This window comes from Cryobacterium sp. TMT4-31, assembly GCF_004403385.1.
In the GTDB taxonomy this organism is placed as follows: Bacteria; Actinomycetota; Actinomycetes; order Actinomycetales; family Microbacteriaceae; genus Cryobacterium; species Cryobacterium zongtaii.
Genome location: NZ_SOGI01000015.1, coordinates 25468 through 52197, shown reverse-complemented (window position 1 = coordinate 52197; position 26730 = coordinate 25468). Strand labels below are relative to the sequence as shown.

General features: G+C 66.6%; 19 protein-coding genes. 11 read left to right on the top strand and 8 right to left on the bottom strand.

All coding sequences use genetic code 11. From position 1 onward, the window contains the following. Positions 1-314: 314 nt before the first annotated feature. Positions 315-4211: a DNA-directed RNA polymerase subunit beta' gene (locus E3T19_RS03915; protein ID WP_088457226.1), complete on the bottom strand. Its 3897-nt coding sequence runs from the start codon at positions 4209-4211 to the stop codon at positions 315-317. Between the two features lie 44 nt (positions 4212-4255). Further along, positions 4256-7747 (bottom strand): DNA-directed RNA polymerase subunit beta, encoded by a 3492-nt coding sequence (gene rpoB, locus E3T19_RS03910; RefSeq protein ID WP_103429995.1) that lies wholly within the window; start codon positions 7745-7747, stop codon positions 4256-4258. Positions 7748-8389: 642 nt separating this feature from the next. On the opposite strand from rpoB, the gene E3T19_RS03905 reads away from it, so the two are divergent. Continuing rightward, complete coding sequence (locus E3T19_RS03905; RefSeq protein WP_088457228.1) at positions 8390-9259, top strand: spermidine synthase; 870 nt, start codon at positions 8390-8392, stop codon at positions 9257-9259. Positions 9260-9297: 38 nt separating this feature from the next. Here E3T19_RS03905 and E3T19_RS03900 read toward each other — a convergent pair whose 3' ends face one another. Continuing rightward, complete coding sequence (locus E3T19_RS03900; RefSeq protein ID WP_166788786.1) at positions 9298-10209, bottom strand: metallophosphoesterase; 912 nt, start codon at positions 10207-10209, stop codon at positions 9298-9300. A 100-nt stretch (positions 10210-10309) separates the two neighbouring features. After that, complete coding sequence (locus tag E3T19_RS03895) at positions 10310-12091, bottom strand: CotH kinase family protein (protein ID WP_166788785.1); 1782 nt, start codon at positions 12089-12091, stop codon at positions 10310-10312. A gap of 87 nt (positions 12092-12178) precedes the next feature. On the opposite strand from E3T19_RS03895, the gene E3T19_RS03890 reads away from it, so the two are divergent. From E3T19_RS03890 to E3T19_RS03880, 3 genes are all read left to right on the top strand, one after another. Beyond that, entirely contained in the window at positions 12179-12871 is a 693-nt protein-coding gene (locus E3T19_RS03890; RefSeq protein ID WP_240632265.1) for a hypothetical protein, read from the top strand. A 79-nt stretch (positions 12872-12950) separates the two neighbouring features. Next, positions 12951-14111: a sorbosone dehydrogenase family protein gene (locus E3T19_RS03885; RefSeq protein ID WP_088457231.1), complete on the top strand. Its 1161-nt coding sequence runs from the start codon at positions 12951-12953 to the stop codon at positions 14109-14111. Beyond that, complete coding sequence (locus E3T19_RS03880; RefSeq protein WP_088457232.1) at positions 14111-14602, top strand: SprT-like domain-containing protein; 492 nt, start codon at positions 14111-14113, stop codon at positions 14600-14602. Before E3T19_RS03885 ends, E3T19_RS03880 begins: the two co-directional genes overlap by 1 nt. A 93-nt stretch (positions 14603-14695) precedes the next feature. On the opposite strand, the gene E3T19_RS03875 is transcribed toward E3T19_RS03880, so the two are convergent. Further along, complete coding sequence (locus tag E3T19_RS03875) at positions 14696-16273, bottom strand: glycoside hydrolase family 68 protein (RefSeq protein ID WP_088458115.1); 1578 nt, start codon at positions 16271-16273, stop codon at positions 14696-14698. Positions 16274-16662: 389 nt separating this feature from the next. Between E3T19_RS03875 and E3T19_RS03870 the strand changes: the two genes are divergently transcribed. Next, positions 16663-17520 carry a choice-of-anchor L domain-containing protein gene (locus E3T19_RS03870; protein ID WP_134408155.1) on the top strand — a complete coding sequence of 286 codons (858 nt, stop codon included), beginning with the start codon at positions 16663-16665 and terminating at the stop codon, positions 17518-17520. 4 nt (positions 17521-17524) lie between these two features. Further along, positions 17525-19210: a glycoside hydrolase family 32 protein gene (locus tag E3T19_RS03865; RefSeq protein WP_134408154.1), complete on the top strand. Its 1686-nt coding sequence runs from the start codon at positions 17525-17527 to the stop codon at positions 19208-19210. A 6-nt stretch (positions 19211-19216) separates the two neighbouring features. Here the strand turns inward: E3T19_RS03865 and E3T19_RS03860 are convergent, their stop codons facing one another. The 3 genes from E3T19_RS03860 to E3T19_RS03850 form a co-directional block, all read right to left on the bottom strand. Beyond that, on the bottom strand, positions 19217-19771 hold the full coding sequence (locus E3T19_RS03860) for a 2-phosphosulfolactate phosphatase (RefSeq protein WP_134408153.1): 555 nt from the start codon (positions 19769-19771) through the stop codon (positions 19217-19219). A gap of 102 nt (positions 19772-19873) precedes the next feature. Then, positions 19874-21139 (bottom strand): hypothetical protein, encoded by a 1266-nt coding sequence (locus E3T19_RS03855; RefSeq protein WP_134408152.1) that lies wholly within the window; start codon positions 21137-21139, stop codon positions 19874-19876. Positions 21140-21364: 225 nt separating this feature from the next. Further along, a complete protein-coding gene (locus E3T19_RS03850) occupies positions 21365-21811 on the bottom strand; it encodes an EVE domain-containing protein (RefSeq protein WP_241979989.1) in 447 nt (148 codons plus the stop codon). A gap of 43 nt (positions 21812-21854) precedes the next feature. Between E3T19_RS03850 and E3T19_RS03845 the strand changes: the two genes are divergently transcribed. The 5 genes from E3T19_RS03845 (at position 21855) to E3T19_RS03825 (ending at position 26714) form a co-directional block, all read left to right on the top strand. Beyond that, positions 21855-22406, top strand: coding sequence for a hypothetical protein (locus tag E3T19_RS03845; RefSeq protein ID WP_134408151.1), 552 nt, complete (start codon positions 21855-21857; stop codon positions 22404-22406). 4 nt (positions 22407-22410) lie between these two features. Beyond that, the gene (locus tag E3T19_RS03840; RefSeq protein WP_088457238.1) at positions 22411-23046 is read left to right on the top strand and encodes a DUF1684 domain-containing protein; all 636 of its coding nucleotides are present in this window, start codon (positions 22411-22413) and stop codon (positions 23044-23046) included. 311 nt (positions 23047-23357) lie between these two features. Then, positions 23358-24902 (top strand): DEAD/DEAH box helicase, encoded by a 1545-nt coding sequence (locus E3T19_RS03835; protein WP_134408150.1) that lies wholly within the window; start codon positions 23358-23360, stop codon positions 24900-24902. A 253-nt stretch (positions 24903-25155) separates the two neighbouring features. Continuing rightward, positions 25156-25647, top strand: coding sequence for a GNAT family N-acetyltransferase (locus E3T19_RS03830; protein WP_088457240.1), 492 nt, complete (start codon positions 25156-25158; stop codon positions 25645-25647). Positions 25648-25745: 98 nt separating this feature from the next. After that, a complete protein-coding gene (locus E3T19_RS03825; protein WP_134408149.1) occupies positions 25746-26714 on the top strand; it encodes a nucleoside hydrolase in 969 nt (322 codons plus the stop codon). The last annotated feature ends 16 nt before the right edge of the window (positions 26715-26730 follow it).

Below are 26730 nucleotides of genomic sequence, written 5' to 3'. Positions count from 1 at the left end.
TAACGCAGAATGGGCCCCTGCCGAAGCGTCGGGCATCCGAAATCACGTTGACGGCGTCCGGGGAAGACCGGTGCCGGCCGGGATCAACTCACGGATGATCACGTTCTCCTTCAGGCCCGTTGGCTGAGGTTGTCCAAACCTGGTGACGTGCATTCAGAGGTCCACTCACGGGGTCTCGACAAGCTCGACCGACGAGATGGGGACGCGCCGGAGGATGGCTCACGGGATCTCGACAAGCTCGATCAACGAGGGGGCTCGATTAACGGGGAATGGCCCCCTGCCTAAGCAGGGGGCCATCCGGGAATCACACTCGGTTAGTTGTACGTACCGGGGGTGAAGTCGTCCGACGAGAAGCTGTCGAAGTCGACGAAGCTCAGGTCACCCTCGGTGAACGCTGCATCATCAGTGAAGATGCGGTTCGGGTAACGCTCAGCCTTGGCTTCATCCGTTGCCTCGACGTTGACGTCGCGGTAACGGGGAAGACCGGTGCCGGCCGGGATCAACTTACCGATGATCACGTTCTCCTTCAGGCCCATCAGCGGGTCGCTCTTGCCTTCCATGGCCGCCTGGGTCAGAACCCGGGTGGTCTCCTGGAAGGAAGCGGCCGACAGCCACGACTCGGTAGCCAGCGAAGCCTTGGTGATACCCATGACTTCCTGACGAGCCGAAGCCGTCTTCTTGCCCTCGGTGAGCGCGGTGCGGTTGAGCTCGTTGTACTTCAACCGGTCAACGAGCTCGCCCGGCAGCAGGCCGGTGTCGCCGTGCTCCACCACAGTCACCTTGCGAAGCATCTGACGAACGATGACCTCGATGTGCTTGTCGTGAATCGGCACGCCCTGCGAACGGTAGACATCCTGCACGCCACCAACGAGGTGCTTCTGCACCGCACGGACACCCTTGACGCGAAGAACTTCCTTCGGGTCGACGGCGCCGATGATGATCTGCGTGCCGAGCTCCACGTGCTGGCCATCCTCAACGAGGAGGGTCGCGCGCTTGAGCACCGGGTAGGCGATTGCTTCGTCACCGTTGTCGGGGGTCAGGATCACCTTGCGGCTACGATCCGTGTCCTCGATGGTGATGCGGCCAGCAACGTCGACGATCGGCGATGCGCCCTTGGGGGTACGCGCCTCGAAGAGCTCCTGCACCCGGGGCAGACCCTGGGTGATGTCGTCTGCGGATGCGGAACCACCGGTGTGGAAGGTACGCATGGTCAGCTGCGTGCCGGGCTCACCGATCGACTGTGCGGCGATGATGCCGACGGCCTCTCCGATGTCCACGAGCAGGCCGGTAGCGAGCGAACGGCCGTAGCAGACCGCACACACACCGACAGCAGACTCGCAGGTCAGCACCGAGCGCACCTTGATGTTCTCGACGCCGGCGGCAACCAGCTTCTCGATCATCACGTCACCGACGTCGTCTCCGGCGTCAGCAACGACCTCACCCTTGGCGTTGACCGCGGGGGCGGCCAGGCTGCGGGCGTAGACCGCGTTCTCCACGTTGGGGTGACGTGAGAGAGCGCCGGCGGCGTCGACCGTGGCGATCGGCAGTTCCAGACCCTTGGTCGTACCGCAGTCGTCTTCGCGGATGATGACATCCTGCGAGACGTCGACGAGACGACGGGTGAGGTACCCGGAGTCTGCGGTACGCAGAGCGGTGTCGGCCAGACCCTTACGAGCACCGTGAGTAGCAATGAAGTACTCGGCGACGGACAGGCCTTCGCGGTAGCTCGAGATAATCGGGCGAGGGATGATCTCACCCTTCGGGTTGTTAACCAGACCACGCATACCGGCGATGTTTCGCACCTGCAGCCAGTTACCACGAGCACCAGAGGTAACCATCCGGTTGATCGTGTTGTCGGCCGGGAAGTTCGCCTGCATGGCCGCGGCGACGTCTTCGGTCGCCTTGGTCCAGATCTGGATGAGCTCCTGACGACGCTCGAGGTCGGTCGTGAGACCCTTCTCGAACTGCGACTGAACCTTCGCGGCCATCTTCTCGTAGGTACCGACGATCTCCTTCTTGTTCGGAGGCGTCAGGATGTCGCTGAGCGCGACGGTCACACCGGAGCGGGTGGCCCAGTAGAAGCCGGCGTCCTTGATGCGGTCCAGCGTTGCCGCTACTTCCACCTTCGGGTACCGCTCTGCGAGGTCGTTCACGATGGCCGAGAGGGTGCCCTTGTCGGCAACCTTCTCGAAGTACGGGTAGTCAGCCGGCAGCGCCTCGTTGAAGATTGCGCGGCCCAGCGTGGTGTTCACCAGTACGGTTCCGACGGCCTGACCATCGACCAGCTCAACACCATCGGGCTGAGTGCCCTCGGTGAAGTACAGGTCGCTGATGCGGATGCGCACCTTGGCGTTCAGGTCGAGCGACTTCTGGTCGTGGGCCAGGATGGCCTCCGAGACAGAGGTGAACGCGCGGCCTTCGCCGGTGACGCCGTCCTTGAGCGTGGTCAGGTGGTGCAGACCGATGATCATGTCCTGGGTGGGCAGGGTCACCGGGCGACCGTCAGACGGCTTCAGGATGTTGTTCGAGGCGAGCATCAGGATGCGCGCTTCGGCCTGGGCCTCCATGGACAGCGGCAGGTGCACAGCCATCTGGTCACCGTCGAAGTCGGCGTTGAACGCCGCACAGACGAGGGGGTGCAGCTGGATGGCCTTACCCTCCACGAGCTGAGGTTCGAAGGCCTGGATACCGAGGCGGTGCAGCGTGGGTGCACGGTTCAGCAGAACCGGGCGCTCACGGATGATCTCCTCGAGCACGTCCCACACCTGGGGGCGGCTGCGCTCGACCATGCGCTTGGCGGCCTTGATGTTCTGAGCGTGGCTCAGGTCGATCAGGCGCTTGATCACGAACGGCTTGAAGAGCTCCAGGGCCATCTGCTTGGGCAGACCACACTGGTGCAGCTTCAGCTGCGGGCCGACAATGATGACCGAACGGCCGGAGTAGTCAACGCGCTTACCGAGCAGGTTCTGACGGAACCGACCCTGCTTACCCTTGAGCATGTCGCTAAGGGACTTGAGGGCGCGGTTACCGGTACCCGTGACGGGACGGCCACGACGACCGTTGTCGAAGAGCGCGTCAACGGCCTCCTGCAGCATCCGCTTCTCGTTGTTCACGATGATCTCGGGGGCACCGAGGTCAAGCAGACGACGCAGACGGTTGTTGCGGTTGATCACACGACGGTAGAGGTCGTTGAGGTCGGAGGTCGCGAAACGGCCACCGTCGAGCTGCACCATCGGGCGCAGTTCCGGCGGGATGACCGGCACGACGTCGAGCACCATCGCGGCCGGCGAGTTGCCGGTCATGATGAAGGCGTTGACGACGCGCAGACGCTTGATGGCGCGGATCTTCTTCTGACCCTTGCCCTCGGCGATCTGCAGGTGCAGGTTTTCGCTCTCGGTGACCAGGTCGAAGGCCTCGAGGCGCTTCTTGATGGCCTCGGCGCCCATGAAGGCCTCGAAGTACATGCCGAAGCGGTCCTGGAGCTCGTGGAAGACGGAGTCTTCCGGCTTCAGGTCGCCGACCTTGAGGGTGCGGAAGTCTTCCCAGACACGCTCGAGGTGAGCAATCTGCTCGTCGAGGGCCTTGCGGACCTGCGACATCTCCTTCTCGGCGGCGTCCTTGGTGCGCTTCTTCTGGTCGCTCTTGGCGCCTTCGGCCTCCAGTGCTGCGAGGTCGGTTTCGAGGCGCTGCAGGCGGTCGGCGATGCGGGAGTCGCGGCTGCCTTCGAGGGTCTTGATCTCGAGACGCAGTTCGTTCTCCAGCCCAGGCATGTCCTGGTGGCGACCGTCTTCGTCAACCTCGATGACCATGTAGGCAGCGAAGTAGATGACCTTTTCGAGGTCCTTCGGAGCCATGTCCAGCAGGTAACCGAGACGCGAGGGCACACCCTTGAAGTACCAGATGTGGGTGACCGGGGCGGCGAGTTCGATGTGGCCCATGCGCTCACGGCGCACCGACGACTTCGTGACCTCTACGCCACAGCGCTCACAGACGATGCCTTTGAAGCGCACTCGCTTGTACTTGCCGCACGAGCACTCCCAGTCGCGGGACGGTCCGAAGATCTGCTCTCCGAAGAGACCGTCCTTTTCCGGCTTGAGTGTGCGGTAGTTGATGGTTTCGGGCTTCTTGACCTCACCGTGCGACCAACGACGGATGTCGTCAGCGGTGGCCAGGCCAATGCGAAGCTCGTCAAATGTTGTTACGTCGAGCAATTTCTCTCCTTGGAAAGTTTTCGAGTATTCGTCAGTGGCCTGGTTTAGATGTCGTCGATTGACGACGACTCAAACCGGGTGGAAATGTTGATGCCCAGTTCCTCCGCTGCGCGGAAGACCTCGTCATCCGTGTCGCGCAGGCTGACTGCGGTTCCATCGGCCGAGAGCACCTCGACGTTCAGGCACAGCGACTGCATTTCCTTGATCAGAACCTTGAAGCTCTCGGGGATACCGGGTTCCTGGATGTTCTCGCCCTTAACGATGGCTTCGTACACCTTGACGCGGCCGAGGATGTCGTCCGACTTGATGGTCAGGAGTTCCTGCAGGGCGTAAGCGGCTCCATATGCTTCGAGCGCCCACACCTCCATCTCACCGAAACGCTGTCCACCGAACTGCGCCTTACCACCCAGCGGCTGCTGCGTGATCATGGAGTACGGGCCCGTCGAACGTGCGTGGATCTTGTCGTCGACGAGGTGGTGCAGCTTCAGGATGTACATGTATCCGACCGCGATGGGCATCGGGTACGGCTCGCCGGAGCGACCATCGAACAGCTGCGTCTTTCCAGTCGAGTCGATCAGGCGGTCGCCGTCACGAGTCAGAGTCGTCGAGTCGAGCAGACCGGCGATTTCTTCCTCGAGCGCGCCGTCGAACACCGGGGTCGCGACCTTGGTGTTCGGGGCGGCGCTGTGCGCGGCTTCGGGAAGACGGCCGGCCCACTTGGGCTTACCCTCGACCTGCCAGCCCTGCTTGGCGATCCACCCGAGGTGGGTCTCCAGCACCTGACCGAAGTTCATGCGGCCCGGGATACCCAGCGGGTTCAGGATGATGTCAACCGGGGTTCCGTCGGCGAGGAACGGCATGTCCTCGACCGGCAGGATCTTCGAGATGACACCCTTGTTGCCGTGACGACCGGCGAGCTTGTCACCCTCGGTGATCTTGCGCTTCTGGGCGATGAAGACGACAACACGCTGGTTGACGCCCGAGCCGAGCTCGTCGTCGCCATCCTGCGAGTCGAAAACCTTGACACCGATGATGGTGCCACGCTCACCGTGAGGAACCTTCAGGGAAGTGTCGCGAACTTCGCGGCTCTTCTCGTTGAAGATCGCGCGCAGCAGGCGCTCCTCGGCGGACAGCTCGGTCTCGCCCTTCGGCGTGACCTTGCCCACGAGGATGTCGCCGGGGCGAACCTCGGCGCCGATGCGGATGATGCCACGCTCGTCCAGGTCTGCAAGCAGGTCCGGGGAGACGTTGGGCAGGTCGCGAGTGATCTCTTCCTTGCCCAGCTTGGTGTCGCGCGCATCCACTTCGTACTCTTCGATGTGAATCGAGGAGAGAACGTCGTCCTTCACCAGGTTCTGGCTCAGGATGATGGCGTCCTCGAAGTTGTGACCCTCCCATGACATGAATGCCACGAGGAGGTTCTTTCCGAGTGCGAGCTCACCGTTGTCGGTAGCGGGACCATCGGCGATGACCTCGCCGGCCTCGATACGCTCGCCGGCGTTGACGATGACGCGGTGGTTGTAGCTGGTGCCCTGGTTGGAGCGGCTGAACTTGCGCAGGTAGTAGTCCTGCGTTCCGCCCTCGTCGAGCTGGATGGTGACGACGTCAGCCGACACCTCCATGACCACACCGGACTTCTGTGCGGTGAGCACGTCGCCGGCGTCGATGGCCGCGAAGCCCTCCATACCGGTCCCGACCAGCGGGCTGTCGCTGAGCAGCAGCGGCACAGCCTGACGCTGCATGTTGGCACCCATGAGTGCGCGGTTAGCATCGTCGTGCTCGAGGAAGGGGATGAGCGAGGTCGCGACGGAAACCATCTGGCGCGGCGAGACATCCATGTAGCCGATGTCTTCTGCCGGGAAGAGGTCAACCTCTCCACCCTTCTTACGCGCGAGAACACGGGTCTCGGCGAAGCGGGCGGCCTTGGTCAGCGGGGCGTTGGCCTGCGCGACGATGTACTCGTCTTCCTCACTTGCGGTGAGGTAGTCGATCGTCGTGGAGACGACACCATCGATGACACGACGGTACGGGGTCTCGATGAAACCGAAGGCGTTGATCCGCGCGAACGAGGCGAGCGAACCGATCAGGCCGATGTTCGGGCCTTCCGGGGTTTCAATCGGGCACATGCGGCCGTAGTGCGACGGGTGAACGTCTCGCACCTCGACACCTGCGCGGTCACGGGACAGACCACCCGGGCCCAGCGCGGACAGGCGACGCTTGTGCGTCAGTCCGGCGAGCGGGTTGTTCTGGTCCATGAACTGCGACAGCTGCGACGTACCGAAGAACTCCTTGATCGCGGCGACGACGGGGCGCACGTTGATCAGGGTCTGCGGGGTGATCGCTTCGATGTCCTGCGTGGTCATGCGCTCGCGAACGACGCGCTCCATGCGGGACAGGCCGGTGCGGACCTGGTTCTGGATGAGCTCGCCGACGGCGCGGATACGACGGTTGCCGAAGTGGTCGATGTCGTCGATGTCGATGCGGATGTCGGTCTCGACGCCGTCGCGGGTGCCGCGGATCGTGGTCTGGTTGTCGTGCAGCGCAACCAGGTACTTGATCGTGGCCAGGATGTCCTGGAGCGTGAGAACGGAGTCGGTGAGCGGCGCCTCGAGGCCCAGCTTGCGGTTGATCTTGTAACGACCAACCTTGGCCAGGTCGTAGCGCTTGGAGTTGAAGAAGAAGTTGTCCAGCAGCGCACGCGCGGCCTCGGCGGCGACCTGTTCTCCCGGGCGCAGCTTGCGGTAGATGTCCTTGAGGGCTTCTTCCTTGGTGAGGATGTTGTCCTTCTCGAGGGTGAGCTCGATGGACGCAAAGCCCTTGAACTCCTCGAGGATCTCTTCGGAGGTGAGTCCGAGGGCCTTGAGGAACACCGTGACGGACTGCTTGCGCTTGCGGTCGATGCGAACGCCGACCTGGTCGCGCTTGTCGATCTCGAATTCGAGCCAGGCACCACGGCTCGGGATGACGCGGGCGGAGTAGATGTCCTTGTCGGAGGTCTTCTCCTGTTCGCGGTTGAAGTACACACCGGGCGAACGCACCAGCTGCGACACGACGACACGCTCGGTGCCGTTGATCACGAAGGTGCCCTTGGGGGTCATCAGCGGGAAGTCGCCCATGAACACGGTCTGGGTCTTGATCTCACCGGTGAGGTGGTTCATGAACTCAGCGTTCACATACAGCGGTGCGGAATAGGTCTTGCCCTTTTCCTTGCACTCGTCGATGGTGTACTTCTCCGGCTCGAGCTCCGGGTTGGTGAAGGACAGCTGCATCGTCTCGCTGAGGTCCTCGATCGGCGAGATCTCCTCGAAGATCTCGTCGAGACCGGTGCGAGCGTTCAGGTCGTGACGACCGGCAGCCTGGGCCTCGGCGAGGCGAGCTTTCCAGATGTCGTTTCCGACGAGCCAGTCAAAGCTCTCGGTCTGCAAAGCGAGCAGATCGGGAACCGTGAGGTTGTCAGAAATCTTTGCGAACGAAAGACGGCCAGCAGCTCGTCCGTTCTTGGGTGAATTGGTGGTTGCGTTGCGCGCAGCAGCCAAGGAAGTAACCTCCGTGGACCCCGTCAGGTCTAATCACTGTTAGTAATTTGGTATGGACTCCGCAGATCCTGAGCAGGGATGTCCATCCTTGGATATGAGGACATCCGGCTCAGAAATGTGCTGCAAGGTGGCTTGAGCACGCAAAGCCGACCGCAATATGAAGGCAGAGTTAAATCTGGGAGCGCAAAGGTCAACTATATGCCGTTGTTGCGCCCGTGTCTACTGGAATATTGACCTTCGCCAAATTCTCAGGTATAACCCGGTTTCACCGGCCGGCTGGAGCGGCGGGCGGGGTGTTGAGTTGCTCCATTGTGCCTCATCCGGCAGCGTCCTGCTGCGGCCGTCGAGCGCGTGTCGTCGGTATCGCGCAGCCATCCGCTCCGGGCGTGGTCGCCGACTTGCCAGTTGGCGCCGTGTGGCGGGCCCTGAAGGGGCGTCAAGTGGCACCTCACCGCAGGGGCCGGTGGTGAATTGCCAGTTGGCGCCCGCCGCTGGCCCCTGTGGGGGCGTCAACTGGCAACTCAGCTCAGCGACGGCCGCATCGTGGCTCCCGATTTGCCGCAAAGTGCCCCTTCCGGGCCAGCTAAGGCTGCATTTGGCACAAGTCGGCGCACGGATGCGCGGGGCTGTCAGACTGGGGGGATGAGCAGGGGCGAGCACGAACATCCGACGATCACACTGAAACTGAGCGGGCACCAGGCCGTCATCGAGCCGGACCGGTTCACGCCGGGCAGCTACCAGCTGGTGGTGGACGGCACCCCGCAGTCGCACGTGAACATCGACAACCCCGACGAGTTGTTCTTCGAGTACATCCAGCGCATCGGGCACGTCATCGACCTGATCGGCGACCCTGGCGAGGCCATCACGGCCGTGCACCTCGGCGCCGGCGCGCTCACCCTGCCCCGCTATGTGGAGGCGACCCGGCCCGGCTCCCGCCAGCAGGTGGTGGAGATCGAGAGCGACCTCATCGACTTCGTACGCGCCGAACTGCCCTGGGACAAGCGCGCCAACCTGCGGGTGCGGCACGGTGACGCCCGCGAGGTGCTGGGCAAGTTGCCCGCTGGGCTGCACGGCTCGGTGGACCTCGTGGTCGTCGACATCTTCTCGGGCGCCCGCACCCCGGCGCACGTGACCAGCCGGGAGTTCTACGAGCTGGCCGCTCCGCTGCTGTCGCCGCGCGGTGTGCTCGCGGTGAACGTGGCGGATGGGCCGGGCCTCGCGTTCGCCCGCAGCCAGGCCGCCACGCTGTCGGCCGTGTTCGGGCACGTCATCGGCCTCGCCGAGACGCAGGTGCTCAAGGGGCGCCGGTTCGGCAACATCGTCTTCGTGGCCGCGCACACCCCGCTCGACCTGCACTGGGTGCCGCGGCTGCTGGCCGGCGGCCCGCATCCGGCCAAGGTCGTCGAGGGCGCCGAGCTGGCCCAGTTCATGTCGGCCGCGTCGGTGTCCACGGATGCTACCGCCACGCCGTCGCCGCTGCCCGGCCGCACCGTGTTCCAGATCGGCAACTGAGCGCCCTCGCTCACGGTTCTCAGGACCAGGCCAGCGCGCTAGCGGCTGAGCCGGATGGTGTCCCCCAGCGTTGCCGTGCCCTCCGCATCGGGCCGGTAGTACTGGAGCACGAACTCATCGGCCGTCGCCTCGATCACGCTCGCACCGGTCCCCTCCAGGCAGAGCCGACTTCCCTCTCGCAGTTCGACGGGACACACGCGGGTGTTGGCCGTACCCCCGATGCCGGCTGTGAGGTAGTGCAGACCATCGACCACGACGTCCTCATAGATGTGCTGATGGCCCGCGATGACAATATCGGCCCCCCACCCGGCGTAGTCCCAGCCAGCGGTGGGCCGCATCTCCCGGTTGTCTTCGTGGACGCCGGAGGTGTAGGCGGGGCGGTGGAACAGCACCACGTTCCAGGCATCCGGTCGCTCGGCACGCTGGTCAGTGAGTGTTTCCTTCAACCAGCCCCGCTGGATCTCCAACTCCTCTGGGGTGGTCTCGCTGTCCAGCACGATCAGGGTAACGTCGCCGATATCCTGTGTGTACCAGCGCTGCTGCTCGTCGGCGGCCGTGCTGAGGTACGGGAAGGCCGCACGATAGGCGTCGAGGCCGGCACCCACATCGGAGTAGTCGTGGTTGCCGAGCGTGGGCCACAGAGGTGGCGCGCCCCGCCCGCCCTCGCCTTGCTCGAAGTAGCCCCAGACCGATTCGGCATACGGAGTGCAGTCGACTTCGTTCTGGGTGTTGTCTCCGGCGGTCACGATGGCGTCAACGCCCCAGGAGGCGACCTGATCCGCCGTCCATTGTTCTCCGGCGTCGCACGTCCCGAAGTCGGAGATCAGCGCCAACCGGGTCGGCGGTGGCGGAGACGGTTCGATGCTTTCGGAGGGTCTCGGGTCGGAATTGGCCGGGGGAACGAATACGCATCCGGCCAGGACGAGAACAGCAGCCGCGGAGGCGACCACGCCCGCCACTGTGCGGCGGGCGCTTCGGCCATCCACTGCTCTCGTCTTCCGAGTCCTCACGTGTGACAGACCCCAATTCGGCTCAACACTTCGTCGCTCCCTAGGGCAGCGCCGGAAGGGTGGGCGTTGCCTTGGCCAGCAGGCGCACCTGGATCGCCTCGATTTGCTTGGACTGACCGGTCGTGCCCGCAGAGGCACCATTGCTCACCCACGGCTGCCAGCCGATGTCCTGCACGTGGGTGCGGTACGAGATGTCGTACTGGGAGGCCAGCTCCCCGGTCAGGCGGAACTGGATTCCCTCCATCTGCAGGGCTCGCCCGGTCGTCCCGATGTTGGAGGTAGGACGCCAACCCATCCAGCCGATGTTCTGAACGTGGGCGTTGGCCTCGATGTTCGCGACCGCAGGGGATCCCGGCGTCTCGACGACGAGCGATTCCATCTGCCTGAACTGGCCAAGGGTGCCCCCTACCTGGCCGGTGTTCACTTTGCGCTGCCAGCCGACGTCCTGCAGGTGGGCCTTGTACCGGAGCATCGGTGTGGCGCCCTGTTCCTTGATCAGCATCGTGGCGCGCGTGGCCAGCCAGTCGCGGAGGTAGCCGACCTCGCCGGCGTAGGTGCTGTGGTAGTTCTTGCCGAAACCGGCGATCAGTAGCGTCGGCGTGCCCAAAATGGGCCACACGGCGAAGTTCGCAGCGGCGGAGGCCGCGATTTCGCTCTCCCAGCGGGTGATCTTGGCCGGCATCAGACCGACCTCGTGGGAGATACCCGCTTGCCACAGCTCGTTGGCGCGCTGGACGAACTCCTTGGAACGGAACAGGTCGAAGTAGAAGCCGTTGCCCTGCTGCCGCAGAATCTGCGCATTCTTCGCGTAGTCGGCCTGCGGATCCGAGCCGAGATGCAGCGCGCGGTCGTAGTTGCCCAACGCGCTATCGAAGTCCCACACCGGTCCGGCGAACAGCTTGCTGGCAGGTCCGTTTTTGTAGAAGTAGACGCTTGACTGCGTGATCTCAGGATTGGCTGTCTGTTCGAACACGTAATAGAACTTGACGAACGAGTCAACGTCGATCAGGGCGCTCAGCGCCACCCAGTCGACCTGCGGCGCCGCCAGGATCGCGTCCACCCTGTTCAGGGTGTTCTGGATGTCGTTCCAGCCGGCCTGGGTCTCGGCTGGAAGCGGACCCCCGTCCGGAACGCCGGCCTTCGAGTCCTTCAGGACGAACAGTGACCTACTGGTCGCGGTTCGGAAGTTGTAGGGCTCGGCCAGGCCATAGTTGTTGTCCAACTCGACCATCACGCCCGTCGGGTCAGTGAGGTCCACGCGGTTCGTCTTGACCTCGGTCTTCTCGCTGATCAGATAGTTGCCGAGGTAGGTGCCGTTGACCCGGAGGTCGACCCATCTGGACTCGGGCGAGTAGGCCAGCCCAATTGACGTGGCCAGCTCGAAGGCGGCCTTGTTGCGCATCAGCGACGCATCGGCGGCGTTCGCGAGAAGAATCCACGTCTTCGACGGGGCCATGCCCAGAACAGCGGTGTTCTGCTCGAACTTGATCTGGTACGGCTTTTTGGCCAGGTTCCAGGTGTAGTTGCCACGGCCCTTGATCTCGCCGAGAGCCGGCACCGAGATGCTGTTCACCCCGGCAGGGTCCTCGACAGTCATCGTTGTCGCGACCTTATTGTCTTTGGATGCGTGCACGTAGCTCAGCGTGTTGCGCGAGGCGTCTGGGTCGCTGAGGGTGATGTTCAGGGTAGGCAGGTTCGGTGTCTGTGGTGCTGCGGTGGCGTGTGTCGGGTCACCGACATTGACGAGGGTGATGGTGAGGGCGGCGGTCATGATGACGACCAACGCTCGCAGGGCTAGGCCCTCGCGAGACTGTATCTGCATTGGAGAGGCCTTTCGTGTGGTCCCCTCAACACGGGGACATAAGCCGGATAGCGAGTCGGCGTCGGCGTTGACGACGATGCCCGTCTGGTGGCACACCATACGCCTAACCTGAGGATCTCTCATGCCTCTTGCGCAGATGAAAGCTCGGGACATACCCCCGATCGGGCGTCAGCGCCTCGCCACCGGGGTTACTCTGGAGGGGAACCCGACCTCCCCGCGGCACCCCACGGCCGCCCTGTCAAGGACATCATCCTGACCATCATCACTGGCTACGACGCCGTCACCCTCCGGGAAAAAGTCGACCTTCCTGCCGCCGCAGAACGTCTCGACGACCTCGGCCAACTCCGCAGCCTCTCGGCGCTGAACGAGAAGGTCACCCTGCTGCGCTTGCTCGACCGCCTCGACGAGGCGTTCGAGATCGCCAACCAGGCATTGCGCCAGGCCCGGTTCACCGGTGACCGGCAGGACTTCGTACTGTGCCGCATCCGCCGCGCCCAGGTGATGCAGTTTCAGGCCAAGCTCGAGGAGGCCGCGTCCGAACTGACCCAGTGCGTGCTCGAGTCGGAGACGCACGAGTGGAACCTCACCGCCGCGTTCGCCCGGGAGACTCGCGGCAAGGTGCACTTCGAACAGGACGACCTCGACGGCGCCTTGGCCGACTTCACCGCCGCGGTGTTTCTGCGCGACAAGTCCGGGGCCTCGCCCGATGAGCTGGAGAGCGCCCTGATCGCCGTGGCCGTCGTGGAGTCCTTCATCGGCGAGCGCCGCGCCCTGCGCTGACGCCCCACCGCGCACCGCTCCCGGTGCCGGGGCACGGATCTGACCAATTCCAAGAGTTTCGTGGCATTCTGCAGGAGATATGCATCACAGACGGGTTTGGGCCGGCGTGGTCGCCGCGGGCATGGTGACATTGCTGTGCGCCTGCACGGCGAGCACTCCCCGGCCCAGCGCCAGCACCAGCACGCCGGCGCGGCCCACTCCGGCGGCGACCGCCCCGGCGGCGGACGCGACGCCCGTGCCGGTGCGTCCGCTGGGTGAGCCCGTCGTGATCGCGGAGGGGTTGGACGCTCCGTGGTCGATCCTGCGGTTGCCCAGCGGCGCCACCCTGATCAGCGAACGTGACACGGCCCTCCTGCGCGAGCTGCTGCCGGACGGTGGCCTGCGGGACGCCGGGACCGTCGCCGGGGTCGAACCGGTGGGCGAGGGCGGGCTGCTCGGGCTGGCGTTCCTGGCCGCGGGCGACGGCGCGGCCGACCCGACCACCCCTGATGCCGGCTGGGTCTACGCGTACTTCACCGCCGCATCCGACAACCGCATCGTGCGGATGCCGCTGACCGGCACCGCGGGCGGCCTCGGTCTCGGCGAGCCGGAGTCGGTGCTCAGCGGCATCCCCGCGGCAAGCAACCACAACGGCGGGCGCATCGGGTTCGGCCCGGACGGCCTGCTCTACGCCACCGTCGGCGACGCGGGCGAGTCCGGCAACGCGCAGGACCTCGGGTCGCTGGGCGGCAAGATCCTGCGCATGACCCCGACCGGGCAGGCCCCGGCCGACAACCCGTTCGGCAGCCTGGTCTACTCGTACGGCCACCGTAACCCGCAGGGCCTCGCCTGGGACTCGTCCGGGCAGCTCTGGGCCAGCGAATTCGGTCAGAACACCTGGGACGAGCTCAACCTGATCACCGCCGGCGGCAACTACGGTTGGCCCGAGGCGGAGGGTGCAGGCGGCGGTGGCGCCTTCATCGACCCCGTGCAGCAGTGGTCCACCGATGAGGCGAGCCCGAGCGGCCTGGCCGTGGTGAACGACACCCTGTTTCTGGCCGCGCTCCGCGGCGAGCGGCTGTGGCGCGTCGATCCCTCCACAGGCACCGTCGATGGGTGGTTTGTCAACAGCTTCGGGCGCCTGCGCGATGTGGTGTCCGGGCCGGATGGCACACTGTGGTTCGTGAGCAACAATACGGATGGCCGGGGCGCCCCCTCCCCCGGCGACGACCGTCTTTACCAGGTGCAGGTGGGGCCCTGATGGCCGACCTGGTTCGGGTGCGCCACTGGGCGGACGCGCTGATAACCCTGCACCTTGACCCCAGCTGGTCCTTCGACTTCGACAACGCCAAGAAGCGCGCGGGGCTGTGCAACTTTACCGCCAAGAAGATCACCGTGTCCCGGTACCTGGCCGCTCGGTACGGCGACGACGAGATCCACCAGATCCTGCTGCACGAGGTGGCGCACGCCCTGGCCGGCGCCCGGGCCGGGCACGGCCCCGTCTGGCGGAGCGTGGCCCTCGGGCTCGGCTACGACGGCAAGCGCACCCACGACGGCGAGATCGCCGACGACTTGGCGCCGTGGGTGGGCACCTGCTCCGCCGGCCACACTCACTACCGGTACCGCCAACCCACTCGTCCGCTGGCCTGCGGGCTGTGCGGCCGCGGCTTCACGGCCGCGCACGTGATCACCTGGACCCGGCGCGAGATCACTCCGGCCGCCCGACGCCGGGCCGCCGCCGCCGCCCGCTGACGTCCACAGGCGGGACACACCTCGATCCCCGCCGCAGCAGCCGCGGTGGGGATCGAGGAATCAGCCGACGCCCGGGATGGGCGCCTTCTGGTGCTACCCGATGGGACGGGGATCGGGCGTGTCCGGGACATCCGCGATTTCGTTCGCGGGGATGTCGGCGTATGCGCCCAGCCCGTCGGTTCCGTAGCTGCGGTCGACGAGCACCTCAGCTCCATTGATGTCCACCCTCACCGTCGGCGCCAGCGTTCCGCCTCGACGGAAGTCATCCGACGTTCCGATGGTGTCGATGAAGGACTGAACCAGGCCGTCGGGCATGACGTAGTGCGAGTACGCCTGGAACTGCCCCGGGTGCTGGTTGAAGTCGGGCGCGAAGGGGAACCCGGCCGCGTAGTTGAGGTTGGACGGGCTGCCCAGGGCAAGACCCGAACCCCGGTTGACCGGCTCGAAGTCACTGCGCACGCCGTTACCGACGAAGCCGTACACACCTTCGGGACCGTCGATGCCCGGCGCGAACGTCGAACGGTGACTGATCGTGAAGATGTAGTACTTGCCGTCCTTCATGTAGATCTGAGGACGTTCCGTCTGGTCGGTCACGCAATTCGCTGACAGGATCGGTGGCAGGAAGTGCCACTGGGTCAGCGCCTTGTTGTCCGCGACCGCCAGGCCGACGTTACCCATCCGCAGGTTCGCGTCAGACGCGATCTCCGGCGGACCGCCCGGAACCCCCTGTCCGACCGGCACCTCACGTTGCGGATCGGCGGGATCGTAACCGAGGTCCTCTGCCGTGCACTCGACCGCCTCGCGGTCTCCTGCCGTGTTGCCCTCGAAGACCATGAAGGTCTTGCCGGGGTGAGCGGGATCCTCGAAGGTGAACGGGTCACGGAAGTTCACGGACGAGTTCTGGTCCTTGGTTTGGTACAGGGTGCCGTCTGGAACCAGCAGCTGGTGCTGGTCGCGGAAACCGGTGAGCCACACGCCGGTGTCATCGGCGAAGATCCGACCCTCGGTCTGCACGATACGCGGATCGGCCGGCTTCACGTCCTGACCGGCCGCGTCGCGGTAGAAGGCGACCGCCGTGTAGAACGTACGCAGCTTGTTGCCGGCGAAGATCCGGGTGGAACCGGACCATTCCGTCTGATGGCTGAACGACTGGTCCTCGTAGATCGCCCCGGAGGCGCCGTCAGGGAAAACCAGACCGCCGTAGGTCCAACCGCCGTTCTCCGGCCTCTGCTCGATCGGAACATCCGCCTTGCGGAAGAAGAAGCCGAGCTTGGCGTAGGTGTGTCGCTCATCAAAACCCAGATTGCGATCAGCGACCAGCGAGAAAATCACCTCCCACCCCTTGAAGCTGAGCTGATCGGCTTGACCGTTGGTCAGGGTCCAGGTGTCCCAGACCCACACCTGCCCGCCGCTCATGTCGGGAAAGCTCTGCGGGATGGTCGGCATGGTGTATTCCTCGGGCATCGAGTTCTCCCGCGGTGGTGCGCTGGGGTCACTCATCGCCTTCAGCTGCCGCGCGTCAGCGCGCGTCCAGCGTGAGGTGAAATCCGCCTCAGGCTCATAGGCCTGTTGGCTGTGCGGTGTGGGATTGGGAAAGCCCGGGTTGACGGGAACGAAGTCCGCCGCCTGGGCAGGAAGTGTGCCTAGGGCCAATGTGCCCGCGATGAGCATGGTGGCGGAGAGCAGGCCAATGGCCGCCCGCCGCGCTGGCCGGTATTGAATTTTCACGATGTCCGCTTTCGATCAAAGTTGGATGATCGACCGCTCAATGACGCTTACCCCAGGGCCAACCATCTGCCTCCCATCGCGAAAGGTCAAGCGTTCTTGAGAAAAAGTCAAGACTCCAGTCCGGGTCCTCGGCAATGTTGAGGGAATATCAAAGCTTGAGATCCGCGTGAGACTGCGGCAGGGGTGCCTCAGGGCACTCTCGCACCGAAATGGCGCTCTTGACGGTGGTTCTGGCACAGGCGTAACCTCCACGGAGATCTCTCAGGTGGCGTCTCTCCCCAGAAGCACCATCCATCGCGGTCGTCCCCCGACGACCCAACACCTGGAGAATCATGGATACCAAAACATCACGGCGCGCGGGCACCCTAGGACGGGGCTTTACCGCCGGCGTGGCCGCCGTTGCCGCCATACTGCTGACGGCCGCTCCCGCTCTCGCCGCCCCGTCCGTGTCAGTGTCGACACTGCGCGAGGTCTCTGCAGCGCAATTGGCCGATTCGCTCGCCGGCCGCGGGCTCAGAGTGCAGGACGCCACGTTCTCGGGCGTCGACGTGCAGGCCGGACTGTACAAGGCTCCGATGCTCGAAAAACGGAATTCGTCCGGCGTCGCGCTCTCGACAGGGAGCCTCATCAACGCGGATCCACAGTCGGATGCCGACGTCGACTTCACCAGATCCTCGCTGATCGGACCCAATACGAGCCTGACGACAACGGGCGACTTCGGTGGAGCCGGCGATGCTGACCTCACCGCGCAAGCGGGAGTCTCCAGCTACGACGCCGCCGTGCTGACACTCACCGTGAAGCCCAAGCACAAGCATCTTTACCTCGAATACGGATTCGGCAGCGAAGAGTATGCGAACTGGACCGCCCAGGGATACAACGATGCGCTCGGCATCTGGGTGAACGGCCAGCTGTGTTCCACCGTTCCCCGCACCTCGGAACCCGCCGGAGTCAGCACCATCAACCCGACCGCCAACCCAGAACACTACGTGCCCAACTTCACCGACCGCACGCCGGGCACCCTGCCCACGGAAATGAACGGATTCACCAAGCCGCTCCAGTGCCACGCGAGAGTCACGCCCGGCACACCGGTCACTGTGAAGATCGCCGTGGCCGACACCCTTGACGGCCAACTCGACACGACTCTGCTGCTCGCGGCAAAGTCGCTCTACTCCAGCCCGTCGCGTCGCTGACGACATGGAGAGCTCGCCGGCCACTGCCGGGACCCCGACGGGAAAGAACGCTGGGAAGAAGCGGCGTGCCCGCCTCATCGTGATCGCCTCCGTCGTGGTCCTCGCGGTGGCCGGCGCCCTAACGTGGGCGCTGCTGGCGCGGCCTACCGCGCAGCCACCCGTCACGTCGTCGCAGACGCCCGCGCCTCAGCCCACCGACGCCCGGCAATTCGAGCGACCGACTGACTGGTCCGACTACCGCCCGGCGTTGCACCTCACGCCTGCGCACAACTGGATGAACGACCCGCAACGCCCGTTCCTCCTTGACGATGTGTGGCATTACTACTACCTCTACAACGCCGACTACCCCAACGGGAACGGCACCGAGTGGTACCACGTCACCTCCACTGACCTCGTGCACTGGAAGGACGAGGGCGTGGCGATCGAGAAATACGGCAACGGCCTCGGTGACATCGAGACCGGAAGCACGGTCATCGACGTCGACAACACCGCCGGTTTCGGCGCCGGAGCGGTCATCGCGATCATGACCCAACAGGCCGACGGCATCCAGCGCCAGTCCCTGTTCTATTCGACGGACGACGGGTACACCTTCACCTCGTACGAGGCGAACCCCGTGATGGAGAACCCTGGGACGACGGATTTTCGCGACCCGAAGGTGATCTGGGATGCCGCCGGTCAGGTCTGGGTCATGGTGCTCGCCGAGGGAGCCAAGGTCGGCTTCTACACCTCGCCGGATCTCACCGAGTGGACCTACGTATCGAGTTTCGAGCGGGACGACCTGGGCACACTGGAGTGCCCCGACCTGTTCCAGATGTCCGTGGACGGGGACCCAGCGAACACCCGCTGGGTGCTGGCCGCCAGCGCCCACGGCTCGAAGTACGACAAAACCACCGGTTTGGCCTACTGGACGGGAGACTGGAACGGCACATCGTTCACGCCCGACAGCGAGGCTCCGGGCTGGCTGGATGACGGGGCGGACTTCTATGCCGCGGTGACCTGGGACGACCCCCGCGAAAGCGCCGAGGAGAGACTGGCCAGCCGTTACGCGATCGGCTGGCTGAACAACTGGGGGTACGCCGGCGACCTGCCCACGACGGACTGGCAGGGCGGGATGTTCTCGATTGTGCGCAGCATCCGGCTGGTGGACCTCGACGGTGCCGCGACCCTCGTTTCGCAACCGGTTGATGCTCTTTCCGAACTCGGCGGGGAGGCGATAACCGCCGAAACGACTGTGCTGCCGCCCGGCGACTCGGATACTCTGCCGCAGCCCGGGACCGGTTCCTATCGGCTGCAGGTGACCCTGTCGCCCGACGAGGCCGGCCCGGCGCGGGAAGTGCGGTTGAAGATCAAGGACGGCGGCGGCCATTTTGTCACCGTCGGCTATGACTTCGCGCTGCAGAACGTGTTCATCGCCCGGGATGCCGATGCGGCCGCAGCCACCATGCCGGAGCTGTACCGGGCGGTCCGCGGGGTGTCCAGCCCACTGCGAGATGGCGCCGTGGACCTCGACATCTTCGTCGACTATTCCTCCGTGGAAGTGTTCGCCGACGGCGGCCGGCAGACCCTCAGCTCGCTGGCTTTCGGGGAGCCGGGCGCCAACGGCCTTCGCGTGGAATCCGTTGACGGCAGCACGGTGGTCAGGTCACTGACCCTGACTCCGCTGGCCGTCGCGGCTCCGGAGCGCCAGTAGCTGCTCTCAGGCGGGGAAGGTGAAGTCGGTGACGACAGCGACCGCGGCATCCGTGGCCGGGGCCAGTGCGGCGGCGACCGCTGCGGTCCGGCCGGTTTCAGCGAGGGCCTGACCGGTTTCGGAGGCCTTCACGAGGTGCTTCACGGCACGCTTGAGGCCCCCGAAGCTCGCGGCAGCGGCGGCGGCTTCGGGTGAGCAGTGGTCGATGCCCCGTTCGGCAAGGGCATCGATCACGGCGCCGGCCACGAGCAGGTCCTCCATGGCGAAGCGGATGGTGCCGTCGGCACGGCGCTCCCCCACCGCGACGACCGCCACCGAGAAACGGTCACCCTTCTCGGTCTGGCGGGCCAGCGCCCAGTCGGCCACGAGGGTGCTCGTGGCGAGGTCGGCCGCGATCACGGTGTGTGCGCCGAGCGGCGTGGGGAAGCCGCGCGCGACATCCACGGCCGGCAGGGCATCGGCGAGCACGACCACGTCGGCCTCGGCGGCGAGGGCCTGGAAGCCGGCGACGCCCCAGTCGAATCGGACCTGGTACTTGATCTGGGGCTCGGCGTCGCTCACCGGTTCAGAGTACCGGGCGCGGTGCTCTCCCGGCCGGGATTCTCGTCACCGGACGACACTGTCGGCGGGCAGAACCACTCCGAAGGCGGGCAACTCGGCGAGCTAGCGGGCGTCGTAGTGCGCGAGGGCGTCGGCGTCGGTGGCGTGGGTCATGGCCCGGCGGGCGGCGTCGAGCGCGGTCACCGGGTCGGCCTCGGCCTCGGCGAGGGCGAGCTGGCGTTCGGCCTCGGCCAGACGGGTGCGGGCGCCGGCGCCGACCCGGGCGCGGTTGGCGGTGATGAAGTCGCGGGTGATGCCGATTTGACTGCGAGCGGCCAGCCGGGCGCCCACGTAGGCCTCGCGGGCGTTGTCGCGGCGCAGCTGCCGGTTGCGGGCCTCGGAGCGGGTGACGTCGAGGCCGTCGAGGGCCTCGCGCAGCCGGGCGAGGTCGGCGGACGGGTCGCTCACCCGGCCGGGACGGCGCAGCTCAGCCACGACCGCATCCGCGGCGGCGATCACCCGGTTGAGGTCGGCGCTGGCGTCGGACTCCTCGTGCCGGTCGCGCAGCGCGCGCGCCTCGGCGAGTTCGGTCTCGGCCACGGCGAGGGCCGTGCCCAGGCTGGCGAAACCCACGTGCAGCTCGTCCTCACCGGTTTCAATGGCGTCCAGCAGCGCCGAGGCGGTGAACAGGGCGTGCTCGGCGGCGCTGACCTGCTCGCCGACCGGTTCCGTGGCCCCGGCCGCCAGGCGCGCGTCGGCGGCATCCGCGGCCCTGAGGCCCACATCAATGGCGGCACGGGCGCGCTCGACATTGCCGCTGATCGAGGCGAGCGCCGACGCGGAGTAGCTGGTGGCGAGCCGGTTGAGGGTGGCGGCGCCGCCGGCCAGCCGGTCGTTCGCGCGGTCGAGGCGGCGTCGCAGCCGCTCGAGTTGCAGCGGAGCGTTCTGCTCGACGACCCGTTTGGTATCAAAATCGCGCGTCTGCGCGTCGAGGCGGGCGGTGGCCTCGTCGGCGAGACGGGTGATCTTCTCGGTCCACTGGCGGACCTGCGCGTCGGTGTCCGGGTCGCTGTCGTCGAGCTGGTGTTTCAGCGCGAAGGCCTCGCGCAGCTGGCGCCTGGACGCGGTGAGGGCGTCGGCGAAGTCGGCTGTGGCTCGTTCACCGAACTGGGCGATCGCGAAACCGAGCTCATCGGTGGCGGCCTCGATGAGGTCATCCGCCCGCACCAGGCTGATCGCCGCGGCGCGCTCTCGTTCGGCGATCTCGGCGATCTCGGCCGCACGGATGCCGCGGGCCTTGCGCCGGGACGCCGACACGAACAGCCAGATGACGCCCACGACCACGCCGAGGACGATGACGGACGGGAGCCACCACAAAGCATCAGTCATGCGGCCATCCTATTGAGCGAAGCTGGTGGAATGGCTGGTGGCAGGCCGGTCCCGGGCGCGTTTCGGACGGCGCCCGGAGGGAGCGGGACCACCCCGAGACCACCCCGAGCTGCTCACTGCACCTCCTGCGGCCCAGCGCGCCCGCTATAGCGGGCGCGGCCAGCCATACGAGGTGCAACGAAGCCTCACGGGCGCGAGGCACGGGCGGGCGGCGAGGCCGCGCGGCTAGCGGCGGCGGTCGTCGGCGCTGGGCCGGCGCATCTGCGCCCGGATCAGCTCGAAGTCGTGCCGGCTGATCTCCAGCAGCCCTCGGCGCAACTGCCGGCCCCAGTCGGGGTCGTCGCGGGTGAGGTCGAGCACCTTCAGCAGCGGCCGGATCGACGCGGGCTCGGCGGCCGGGTCGTACTGCACCCGTCGCCGCCAGGGCCGGTACTCGCTGCCGGAGTCACCCACCTGCACCACCACGTTGTCGCTGACATAGCCGATCGCCGTGAACTGCCGCAGTCGCTCCCCCTCGAATTCGGTCTTGGGCGAGTAGTAGACCAGCCCATCGGATTCGTTCATGCTTTCGAGGATCTCGCGGGCGGCAAAGTTCATCTGGGCCAGGCCCATGGCGACGCTCCGCAGCACATACTCCTGCTGCACCACCCCGAGCCAGTACCGAATCGCCACGTACCAGTTGTACTGCATCGCTCTGACAGCACAGACTGAGAGCATGCGCGTACTGCTGAAAGAGATCCTCGACTGCACCCCGGATGCCGCCTGGCGGGCCCTGGCGAGCCCCACGGTGTTCCGCGAGGTCAGCGGCCCGCTGATGAGCATCGCCTCCCTCGAAACGGAAGGCTTCCCCACCCGCTGGACGCCGGGAGAGCACCCGGTGACCATGAGCGGTCTGGGCCTGGTGCCGCTGGGCGAGCAGATGATCCGGCTGGAGATGCGCACCACCCCGGACGGCGTGCGCATCGTGCACGACACCGGCAACGGCGTCTCCGGCGCGATGAAGACGCTCACGCACTGGGACCACCGCATGGCCATCTCCCCCGACCCGGCCGGCACCGGCAAGACCCTCTACCGCGACCAGCTGATCTTCTCCGCCGGTCCGGCCACTCTGGCGGTGTGGCCCGGCCTCTGGGCGTTCTGGCAGCTGCGGATGCGTCGACTCAAGGCCCTGGCGCCCACCTGGCAGTACGACCTGGGCGCCGACGATCCCGCATTCGTGGCCTCGGGCGCGGCCGAGGGCCCTGACGGGAACGACGGGTTAGCCTGACGGTATGAGCACAAGCATCGGAGCCCTGCAGATCGCCGACTGGCGCCGCCGCGTGTTCGGGCTTTACGGCGGGGTGCGGCAGCTGAGCGCTCGCAAGCCGGCCGCCGGCCACGAACTCTGGCGCTCCGGGCGCGATGAACTCTTCGCCGGGCATCCGGCGTCGCCGCTGCTGCCGGACGACAGGGCCGCATTCACCGGGCTCACCGTCGCAGCTTACGACCCGGACTGGCGCTTCGAGGTGGAGGTGCACCGGGCAGCGGAGCCGCTGCGCATCACGGTGGAGACCGGCACCGACGGTGTCGTGCCGTTCGACCTGGTCGGCTCCGTGCGGCTGCCCTACATCGGCTCCCTCGACCTCTGGCGGCTCGCCAGCTACGGCGGCGGCCTGTTCCTGCCGCTCAAGGACGCCCTCGCGGGTAAGTCCGGCGGCACCTACGGCGGCGGCCGCTACCTGCTGGACACCATCAAGGGCGCCGACCTCGGCCCGGGCACCGGCGACGACAGCCTGATCCTGGACTTCAACTTCGCGTACAACCCGTCCTGCGCGTACGACCCGATGTGGGCCTGCCCGTTGCCGCAGGCCGGCAACATCGTCACCGCCGAGGTGCCGGTCGGCGAACTGTACCTGCCCAGAGACTAGAGTCGAAAGTCCCGGCCAGCCCCTGATACGGCGGGATTCTGGCTGCGCGCTTGACAGCATCCGCTAGAGTAGGGGTACTTGTGAGTGCGTAGTTGCGCTCACTGCGTCGTAGAACGCCCTCTTCTTATCGACGGCCGCCTCGCCCGAGTATGACTCGTTGCTGGCGGCCCTCTCGATTTCCGAATGAAACTTTCTTACGGCGAACGGATGTGCCCATCGGCACCTTCGCCATGTGAATCCTCCTGGCTCCGGCCGTCGCTCTGTGCGTCACCGGTTCGAGCGAGGAGACTGATGCCCCGAAAGGCACCACTTTGTCTGAAACTTCCTTTGGCGCGCTTGGCGTGCCCGCTCCCCTCGTTGCCGTGCTCACCTCGCAGGGCATCGACAGCCCGTTCCCGATCCAGGTCGACACCCTGCCCGACACCCTCAAGGGCCGCGACGTCCTCGGCCGCGGTAAGACCGGCTCCGGCAAGACCCTGGCCTTCTCCATCCCGATGGTGTCCCGCCTCGGCGGCAAGCTCGCCGGCGGCAAGCGCCGCCCGGGCCGCCCGCTCGGCCTGATCCTCGCGCCGACCCGCGAGCTGGCCACCCAGATCACCGCGGCGCTCACCCCCCTCGCCGAGGCCTACGGCCTGAACACCACCACCATCTTCGGCGGCGTCTCGCAGAACCGTCAGGTCGCCGCGCTCAAGGCCGGCGTCGACATCGTCGTGGCCTGCCCCGGCCGCCTCGAGGACCTCATGAAGCAGGGCTTCGTGAACCTCGACTCCGTTGAGATCACCGTGCTCGACGAGGCCGACCACATGGCCGACCTGGGCTTCCTGCCCGTCGTCACGCGCATCCTGGACAAGACCCCGTCCAGCGGCCAGCGCCTGCTGTTCTCGGCCACGCTCGACAACGGCGTGGACAAGATCGTGCGCCGGTTCCTGCACAACGAGGTTCTGCACTCCGTCGACGAGGCCACCAGCCACGTCTCCGCGATGACCCACCACGTGTTCGAGGTCGATGGCGCCGACAGCAAGAAGGAGCTCATCGAGAAGCTCGCTTCGGGCAGCGGTCGCCGCATCCTCTTCATGCGCACCAAGCACCACGCCAAGAAGCTGGCCAAGGCGCTGACGGATGCGGGCATCCCCTCCGTCGACCTGCACGGCAACCTGTCGCAGGTGGCCCGTGACCGCAACCTCGCCGCGTTCAGCGCCGGCGACGTGAAGGTTCTCGTCGCCACCGACGTGGCCGCCCGAGGCGTGCACGTTGACGACATCGAACTCGTCATCCACGTCGACCCGCCCGCAGAGCACAAGGCGTACCTGCACCGCTCGGGCCGTACCGCCCGCGCCGGCAGCGCCGGTGACGTCGTCACCATCGTGCTGCCCGCGCAGAAGCGCGACACCGACCAGCTGCTGCGCAAGGCCGCCATCACGGTGACCCCGCAGCGCGTGAACGCGTCGTCGCCCGCCGTTGTCGCCCTCACCGGTGACGTGGCCGCGTACGTCAAGCCGGTGCCGCGTGTCGAGCAGCCGCACGGCCAGTCGCAGGGCGGCCGCTCGCAGGGCGCCAACGCCCAGCGCAAGCGCGTCAACCGTGACGAGCGCGACAACGGCGGCCGCGGTTCACGCGACGCCGGTGGCCGCAGCGGCCGCAGCGGCGATGCCGTCGCCGCCGGTGGCGCCCGTCGCGACCGCACCGAGCGTCCGGCCTCCTCCGGCCGCAGCCACGCTCCCCGCACGGGTGGTTCAGGTTCGGGCACCGGCGGCTCCGGCCGCTCCGGTGGCCTTCAGGTCGGCGGACTGGTGCGCGGCTCCGGTTCCACCGGCGGCGGCGCCCGTCGCTCGGCTCCGCGCCGCGCGCAGGGCTAGTCAGCCCGTACTGCTTGTACGACCCGAACGGGCCGGCTCCTCACGGGGCCGGCCCGTTCGTCGTTCCCCGGCCCTGGCTGCATAACTCCTGCAGAGCTCTGCCCGGCCGGGGTTCCGCCGCGTGATTCTGGGGTGCCACCGGCGCATCCCTTGAAAGTGCAGGAGTAGTGCTCGGGCCGGGCCGGCGAGGGGCAGGGCGGGGCCGGCGGCTGGATGGTTCGGCGGGGTCGGTGGCCGGGGTTAGGGTCGAAGTATGAACACCACCGTTGTTGTTCGGCCCGTCACCGAGACGGATGCCGACAGCCTGGGCCGCGTCCACGCGGCTTGCTGGCACGAATCCTATGACCACATCCTCAGCCAGGCTGCACTGTCGCAGCTGCACCCGGAACGCCTTGCCCAAATGTGGCGCCGCTTCTCGGTGCAGGGCCCCGGCTACCGCCACGTCGTGGCTGAACTCGACGGCGAGATCGTCGGTTTCGCCGGCAGCGGCCCTGGCCGCGACGCCGGCAAGCCCACCGAGCACGAGCTCTACTTCGTCTACCTGCTGCAGGCCCACCAGGGCACCGGCATCGGCCAGGCCCTCTTCGACGCCGTCGTCGATCCCGGCCCCACCTACCTCTGGGTCGCCGCGGACAACCCCCGCGCGCACCGCTTCTACGCCCGTAACGGCTACCTGCCCGACGGCCAGGAGCGCACCGAAGAGGTGCTGGGCGAACCATTCCGTGAGGTGCGCCTCGAGCGTTAGCAGCCGGCCACCCAGGCCCTGAGCCGAGCCCGATCCCGCCCAGCGGGGTCGGGCTTTCGCGCGCCCACCAGCCACGCCCGGCACCGTAAAATCAGGGGATGCCTACGATTCCTGTGATCCTCGACGTCGACACCGGCGTCGATGATGCCCTCGCCATCCTCTTCGCCGTCGCCCACCCCGACATCGAGGTGCTCGGCATCAGCTGTGTCGCCGGCAACGCCTCACTCGAGCGGGTCGTGGAGAACACCCTGCGGATCCTCGATGTCGCCGGAGCTCCCGACATCCCGGTCGCGGCCGGCGCCCGCCGTCCGTTGATCTCGCCGGCCCGCAGCGCGTCGCACGTGCACGGCGAGGGCGGTCTGGGCACCGTGCACCTGCCGCCGGGCGAGCGCACGCCGGCGCCGGTCAACGCCGTCGAGCTGATGCGCCGGCTCATCACCGACAGCCCCCGCCCGGTGACCGTGGTGGCACTGGCCCCGCAGACCAACCTCGCGCTGCTGCTGCGCCAGTACCCCGACCTGGCCGAGAACATCGAACGGATCGTGTTCATGGGCGGCTCGGCCAGCGTGGGCAACGCCACTGCCGTGGCCGAGTTCAACGTGTGGCACGACCCCGAGGCGGCGGCGATCGTACTCGACGCGGGCATCCCCACCTTCATGTACGGGCTGGACGTCTTCAACCAGGTGAGCGTTGACCGCGACCTGGCCACCGCGCTGGAGAGCGGCGACTCCGGCTACGGGCGGGTGGTCGGAGCGCTGCTGGCGAACCGGGTCGCCCGCAGCGAGAACAGCGCGGCCGAGTACACCGGGCTGATCGGTGACGCCGGGGCGCTTTGCGCGCTCGTCGACCCGGATGCGCTGACCACCCGACTGTTGCCCGTGCGGGTGGAGCTCACCGGGTACGGTCGCGGCCAGACCATCGTGGACCAGCGTCGCCGGGTGGGCGAAGACATCCTGCACGGCACCGCGGGCACCTGGGAGGTCGTGGAGGTCGCCCTGGACGTGGACGCCCCACGCTTTGCCCGCCTGTTCCTCGACACCCTGGGCCTCTCCCCCCTCGCGAACTGAGAGAAAAGCCCAAAAA